Here is a 6,039-nt window from a genome sequence, read left to right on the forward strand (position 1 = left end):
CGAGCGCTGCGAGCGGGAGCTGAAGGCAGGCGGGATGCACGCGCGCCGCGCGGTCGACCTCACCGGACTCACCGCGCAGGAGACCGCGGTCGCGCGGCTGGTCGCGGCGGGAATGAGCAACAAGCAGGCCGCGGTCGAGCTTTACGTGTCGGTGAAGACGGTGCAGTACCACCTGACCCGGATCTACGGGAAGCTCGGCATCGGCTCCCGCGGCGAACTGGCCGCCAGGTTCCGCGACGAACCGGAGTGAGCGCTGCGGCGAACTTGGCGTTCCCGCACTCACCAGCTCCTTTAGGCTGGCCGTCATGGAGGCGGCTGACTGGGAGTTCACGGGGCGCCCGCCGGATGCGCGCCTCGACGGCCTCGTACTGCGCTACGCGGGATACGCGATCTCCTCCGCGCAGCAGCTGCGGCGACGTGAACTGCCGACCACCACGCTGCCACTGGTGATCTCCTTCGGCGACCCGTTCGTACTGGACGGCGAGCCGATCGCCGCGTTCACCGGCGGCTTGCAGGAATCCAGCGTGCTCACCGGCTGGCCCACCCGAGTGCGCGGCGTGCAGGTCGACCTCTCGGTCCTCGGGGCGCGGCTGCTGCTCGACGTGCCGATGTCCGCGCTCACCGGCCGCATCGTGGCGTTGGCCGACGTGCTCGGGCCACTGGCCGACCGGCTCACCGAACGGTTGCAAGAACTACCCGATTGGTCGTCCCGGTTCGCCTTGCTCGACGAGGTCTTCCTCGCGCGCCTCGCCGCAGCCCGCTCCCCCGGACCCGCGTTGACTTGGGCATGGCGGTGCATTCGCGACAGCGGCGGCAACCTCGACATCACCCGGCTGGCCGCTGAACTCGCCTACAGCAGGCAGCACCTGAGCACCCGCTTCCGGCACGCCTTCGGCGTCGCCCCGAAGACGTTCACCCGGCTGCGGCGCTTCGAGCGGGCAGCCGACCTGGTGGAGGACGGCAGGCTACCGCTGGCGGAAGTGGCAATGCGCACCGGCTACAGCGATCAGGCGCATTTCAACCGGGAGTTCCGGCGGCTCGCAGGCAGCTCTCCCCAGCAACACCTGCGGCTGCGCCGCTCGGAACCGACCGACGACGAATGGCCCTGAGCTGACAAACGTCCAATACAGCCGGCTTCCGGCAGCCATACGTTGATGGCGTCAGCGATCGCACGTCAACGAGGAGCACACCATGCCCGACGGCATCCCCACACCCAGCGTCATTCCCTACCTGCTCTACAAGGACCCCGCCCGCATCCGGGATTTCCTGGTCGAAGCGCTGAGCTTCACCGAAGTCGCCACCCATCGGAGCCCGGAAGGCGAGGTCGGCAACATCGCGCTGCGCATGGGGGACAAGTTCGTGATGCTCAGCCGCGCCCAACCGGACATGGGGCTGGCCGCGCCCGGCGATCTACCCGCGGTACACGCGGGGACCATGGTTTACGTCGCCGACGTCGATGCGCACTACCACCGGGCCAAGTCCGCGGGTGCGACGATTTGGTACGAGCCTGCGGACATGCCGTACGGGCAGCGGGAGTACGGGGTGCGCGACCCGGAGAACGGCTTCTGGTGCTTCGGGACATTCCTGCCGGGAAGCGGACTGAGCCCGGGCTGACGCGGTTTGCGTAGCGGATCGCTCGGCGGTTTCGGCTGCTCGGGAAATCGCCGGAAGCGGCTTCGCCGCTTCTTGCCCAGAACCTAGCGGCGGTCAATCGAGACCCCGGAAAGGCGCCGGTGGCTTCCGCAGCGGCGCCCCGGAATCAAGTGCGAGCCGCTCAGCCCGCTTGTTCACCGATCGGGCCGCGGGAGGCGACGAGCCGGACGGTGCCTTCGCTGAGCTTGTAGGACAGGCCGACGATCGCGCACTTGCCCTCGCGCGCCCGCTCGGCCAGCGCCACCGAGCGTTCCGGGAGGAAGTCGACGGTCTGGCGGATGTGCTCGTCCACGATCTCGTCGACCTCGGTGGTCCCGGCCGCCCGTGCGCTGAGCACGCTCGGGTACACCCGCTCGACCACGTCGCGAACGAACCCGGTCGGCGAGTTGCCGTCGGTGTAGGCGTTCGAAGCGGCGGTGACGGCTCCGCAGGAGTCGTGCCCGAGCACCACCACCAGCGGCGCGCCGAGCACGTTCACCCCGTACTCGATGCTGCCCAGCGATTCGGCACCGGCGACGTGCCCGGCCGTGCGCACCACGAACAGGTCCCCCAGCCCGCGATCGAAGATGATCTCGGCGGCGAGCCGCGAGTCGGAGCAGCCGAACAGCACCGCGAACGGCCGCTGCCCGGAGGCCAGCGAGGTGCGCAGGTCGGCGTCCTGGTTCGGGTGCTGCGGGGAACCGTCCACGAAGCGGCGGTTGCCCTGCACCAGCAGGTCGTAGGCTTCGGCGGGGGTGGCGGGCGCGTCGTCGGACATAGCCGAAAAGCTACCTGAGCAACGGCCCTGCGCACCGTGTCAGCGGTCACGATGGCCGCGTCCGATCACGGAGATTCGCCGGCCCCCACAGCGAGTTGGACGACTGAGAACGGTGCCGTCCCAGATGTGGCCGTGACATCGCCGACGCGTTCGTAGTTAGCCCCCGGCCGAGACGTCCCCGGACGAGTCGGCCCGGGACTTTTCGGTTCGCCACGAGCGGCAAGAGGATTCGGCGGTGCCGCCGGCAGCAAGCGGCAGTCGTTACTCGCCCTCGCAAGCAGCGTGAACCCTGATGTAGGGATTTGTTCTTTCCGGGCGGGTCGTCTCGGCAACTAGCACGGTACTCCTTCTCGCCGACCGCGAAATACCTTTCATGAAATCAATCAGGTCCATGACATCACTTATGTTTTCCACTTGCTCCGGATCACCCTGGAAGTCGACGCAATCAGGCGAATAGAACGATGTCCACCACCGCTGCCGACCCACTTTGCAGAACATGGTCGTACGCACGTCGCCGTCGACCGCGAAGATGTCCGGCACGACCTGAGGAACTCGAGAGTCACCATCGTCCGCGTCGACCGACAAGATAAGACCACTGCCATTTAGCCATTCAACGACACTCCGCCACTCGTCCTCGCCGGTGTCGAACGCGTATATTTCAATCAGTCCACCACCTTGCTCCGCAAGGGACTGCAGCACCGACTGGAGATCCACCTCGTCGTTCATAACTAGTCCAAGAATCCAATGAAGTCGCCGTTTTGTGCCCATCTGGCGCCGATGTCCCGGAGCAGCACATCGTGCACAGGCCCGTGCTGCCCGTGGGTCCACGACTGCACGGCTGAGCGCGGATTGGTCAGGAGATCGTCGACCAAGTGCTCGGCCATTCCCGCCCGATCCTTGCCGGACGAAATCGGGATCAATGAGGTGCCAGGTCGGTTCATGTGTTTCTGGTAGGCGCGGCCGGCGTGGGTGTCGCCGACCGGAGATCCGTCCGGTCGATGGCGTCCGTTGACGGAATCCAGCGCATTGTCGCGCATCCGCTGTCGAAGCGCCGGACACGGCGTCAGCCCCAGCGGGTCGATCCACGCGTGCGGGTTGTGGACGTAACTGTGGGGCTGTAAGCCACCACTGAGCCCCAAGATGTCGCCGCTGCTATAACGACCGATCGCGGGATCATAGTGCCGGTGCAGGTTGTAGTCGAGTCCGGTTTCTGCGTCGTGGTACTGGCCCGGGAAACGCAACGGTGTGTACGCATCCGCAGGCATGCGTTCGAGCGGCCGACCCCACAGCGTGGTGCGGTAGAACGAGTCGATGCCGCCTTCGTCATTGATGAGCTCGGCCGGGCTGCCGACGAGATCGGTGACGATGGCGTGGAACTGCTCGTCGATCCACTGCTGGGGAGCGTCGCGCAGTGGAGAGCGTTCGCGCTGGGTCAGCGGCCGGAAGGTACCGGGCTCGTAATCCCACACCATGACACGGGCGTCGCCGAGGTCGGGACCGTTGGAGACCCCATCGGTATGGGCCTGTTCAGCGAGGACGACTCCGTCCCAGGTGAAGTCGACCTGCTCCACGACTCGGTGATCCGGCGCCAAACGCTGTTTGGCCACCCGGCGGCCGAGCGGGTCGTAGCGGTAGCGCCAGCGGGTCCCATCGGGAGTGATCACTCCGGTCAGACGATCGTCGGCGTCCCAGAAATAGCGCCAGGTGACTGGTTTTCCGGACAACCGCTTCTGCCGGCGCAGCACCAGCCGACCTTGGGCGTCGTGCTCGTAGCGGACCTTCCCGGCGTGGCGGATAAGCGTGCCCGAATACTCGCGCGTGCCGACGGATTCAGCGTCCGCGGCACCGCCGGTCGGCGAGTCACCGGCCCCCTCCGGCGATGGCCACTCGGCATCGGTGACGTTGCCCGCCGAGTCGTAGACGTAACGTTCGCTCCAGCCCCGCGCGCGTACCGTTGTGACCCGGCCGACGCGGTCGAGGTCGAAGGTGCGCGAGCCGCTCAACGCGTCGTCGATGCCGGCCAGGAGGCCGTCCTGCCGGTACTTATAAGAGCGTTGTTGCAGGTTCCCGCCACCGGTCCCGGTCAGCCGCTGGGCGAGCAGCTGATGGTTGGCATTCCATTCCTGCGTCAGCACGGCGCCCGCGCCGAGCGCCCGGGAAATCTCTTGCCCAGCCGCGTCGTACTCGAACCGCAGCGTGCGATCGCCCGCGTGCAACGCCACCGGTTGGTGGGAGGCGTTGTACTCCCAAACGCTCACCGCACCAGACGGAGACCACCGGCGCACTCGACGTCCCAACGCATCGTAGGCGGAGGTGACGGCTCGTCCGTTCACACTCTCAACCAGCACCCGTCCGGCCTCATCGCGCTGGAAGGAGATCTGCGTGTCCAGATCCGCCGCCGCGACCAGGCGCCCGAGCTCGTCGTGGTGAAACGTCGCGACATCGTCGGGCGTTCGCCGCTCAGCAACATCACCGACGGCGTTGCGCACGAACGTCGTCGTCTGCCCGATACCGTTGGTGCGGGAAATTAGCTGTCCAGCGGCGTCGTAGGTGTAGGTGACCGCGCGGTCGTTGAAGTCCGTCTCCTGCACCAGGTTTCCGGCAGCGTCGTACTCGTAGCGCCACACCAACCCTTGCTGGTTGGTTACGCTACTCAGCCGAAGCTCGGTGTCGTAGGCGAATTTCAGCCGCGTACCGTCCGGGCGGACCTCGGCGGCGAGCAGATCAAAGTGTGTGACCTCGGTGTGCGTGGTCTGTTCGAGCGGGTCGACATGAGTGCGGAGATTGCCTTCGCCGTCGTAAAACCATCGTTCGGTGGCGCCGTCGGGCAGCGTACGCCAGGCGAGATTGCCGTCGATCGTCCAGCCGAGCCGGGTAACCCCGCCGAGCGGGTCCGTGGTCGCGGTGATTCGACCGAACGCGTCTCGGTCGTAGCGCGTGACGCTGCCATCCGGATCGGTGATCGCAATCGGCAAGCCTGCGGCGTCGGTATCGATCCGGCGTGTGCTGTCCAGCGCATCGGTCACGTGCGCCAAGTGGCCGCGGTCGTCGTAACCGTAAACGGTGGCCGCATCCGCCGGATCGACAGACCGGGTCAGGTTCCCGCGTTCGTCGTATTCGTTACGCGTAATCGCACCGTCCGGAGCGATAAGCGTGATCGGGAGTCGGAGGTCGTTGTATTCGGCTCGGATGCGGCTTCCGTCCGGGCGGATGACGGAGGCGACGTTGCCGTCCTCGTCGTACTCGTAGCTGGTGGTGCGGCCCAGCGGGTCGGTGCGGGAGAGGAGGCGGCGGTGTTCGTCCCATTCGGAGTGGGTTTCGGCGCCGTGTGGGTCGATTTCGCGGACGACTTGGCCGTCGTCGTCGAGGAGGTAGGCGGTGGTGTGGCCGAGGGAGTCGGTGACGTGGGTGATCGCGTTGTCGAGGTCGTAGTGGAAGGTGGCCGACAGCGAGCCGCCGGAGCCTTCGGTGCGCACGCACCTGCCCTCGGCGTCGTAGGTGTAGCGGTACCAGCAGTCGTTGCGGTCGGTCCAACCCGTGATGCGCCCGGCGTCGTCGTAGTCGAGCGTCAACGGTTGGCCGGAGGCGTTGATGACTTCGGTGAGCCGCTCGCCGTGGTAGCGGTAGCG

General features: G+C 66.8%; 6 protein-coding genes. 3 read left to right on the top strand and 3 right to left on the bottom strand.

Annotation, left to right across the window (positions count from 1 at the left end; all coding sequences use genetic code 11):
- From IJH84_RS01300 to IJH84_RS01310, 3 genes are all read left to right on the top strand, one after another.
- A partial coding sequence (locus IJH84_RS01300) for a helix-turn-helix transcriptional regulator (RefSeq protein WP_295139261.1) occupies positions 1-250 on the top strand: 250 nt, incomplete at its 5' end.
- Positions 251-305: 55 nt separating this feature from the next.
- Positions 306-1,109: an AraC family transcriptional regulator gene (locus tag IJH84_RS01305; RefSeq protein ID WP_295139264.1), complete on the top strand. Its 804-nt coding sequence runs from the start codon at positions 306-308 to the stop codon at positions 1,107-1,109.
- An 82-nt stretch (positions 1,110-1,191) separates the two neighbouring features.
- Positions 1,192-1,614 (top strand): VOC family protein, encoded by a 423-nt coding sequence (locus tag IJH84_RS01310; RefSeq protein WP_295139267.1) that lies wholly within the window; start codon positions 1,192-1,194, stop codon positions 1,612-1,614.
- A 160-nt stretch (positions 1,615-1,774) separates the two neighbouring features.
- On the opposite strand, the gene IJH84_RS01315 is transcribed toward IJH84_RS01310, so the two are convergent.
- The 3 genes from IJH84_RS01315 to IJH84_RS01325 form a co-directional block, all read right to left on the bottom strand.
- Positions 1,775-2,410 (bottom strand): carbonic anhydrase, encoded by a 636-nt coding sequence (locus IJH84_RS01315; RefSeq protein WP_295139270.1) that lies wholly within the window; start codon positions 2,408-2,410, stop codon positions 1,775-1,777.
- A 261-nt stretch (positions 2,411-2,671) separates the two neighbouring features.
- Positions 2,672-3,136, bottom strand: a complete 465-nt coding sequence (locus IJH84_RS01320; protein WP_295139272.1) for a hypothetical protein — start codon at positions 3,134-3,136, stop codon at positions 2,672-2,674.
- A 2-nt stretch (positions 3,137-3,138) separates the two neighbouring features.
- Positions 3,139-6,039 (bottom strand): RHS repeat-associated core domain-containing protein (locus IJH84_RS01325; protein ID WP_295139275.1); only part of this gene is annotated, 2,901 nt, incomplete at its 5' end.

Origin of the sequence: Saccharopolyspora sp. (genome assembly GCF_017434145.1) — a bacterium.
Classification (GTDB): domain Bacteria; phylum Actinomycetota; class Actinomycetes; order Mycobacteriales; family Pseudonocardiaceae; genus Saccharopolyspora_C; species Saccharopolyspora_C galaxeae.

Excerpts from the sequence above, each read along its gene's own strand:
- IJH84_RS01310 (WP_295139267.1), top strand. The coding sequence starts at position 1,192 with ATGCCCGACGGCATCCCCACACCCAGCGTCATTCCCTACCTGCTCTAC.
- IJH84_RS01305 (WP_295139264.1), top strand. The coding sequence starts at position 306 with ATGGAGGCGGCTGACTGGGAGTTCACGGGGCGCCCGCCGGATGCGCGC.
- IJH84_RS01320 (WP_295139272.1), bottom strand. The coding sequence starts at position 3,136 with ATGAACGACGAGGTGGATCTCCAGTCGGTGCTGCAGTCCCTTGCGGAG.
- IJH84_RS01315 (WP_295139270.1), bottom strand. The coding sequence starts at position 2,410 with ATGTCCGACGACGCGCCCGCCACCCCCGCCGAAGCCTACGACCTGCTG.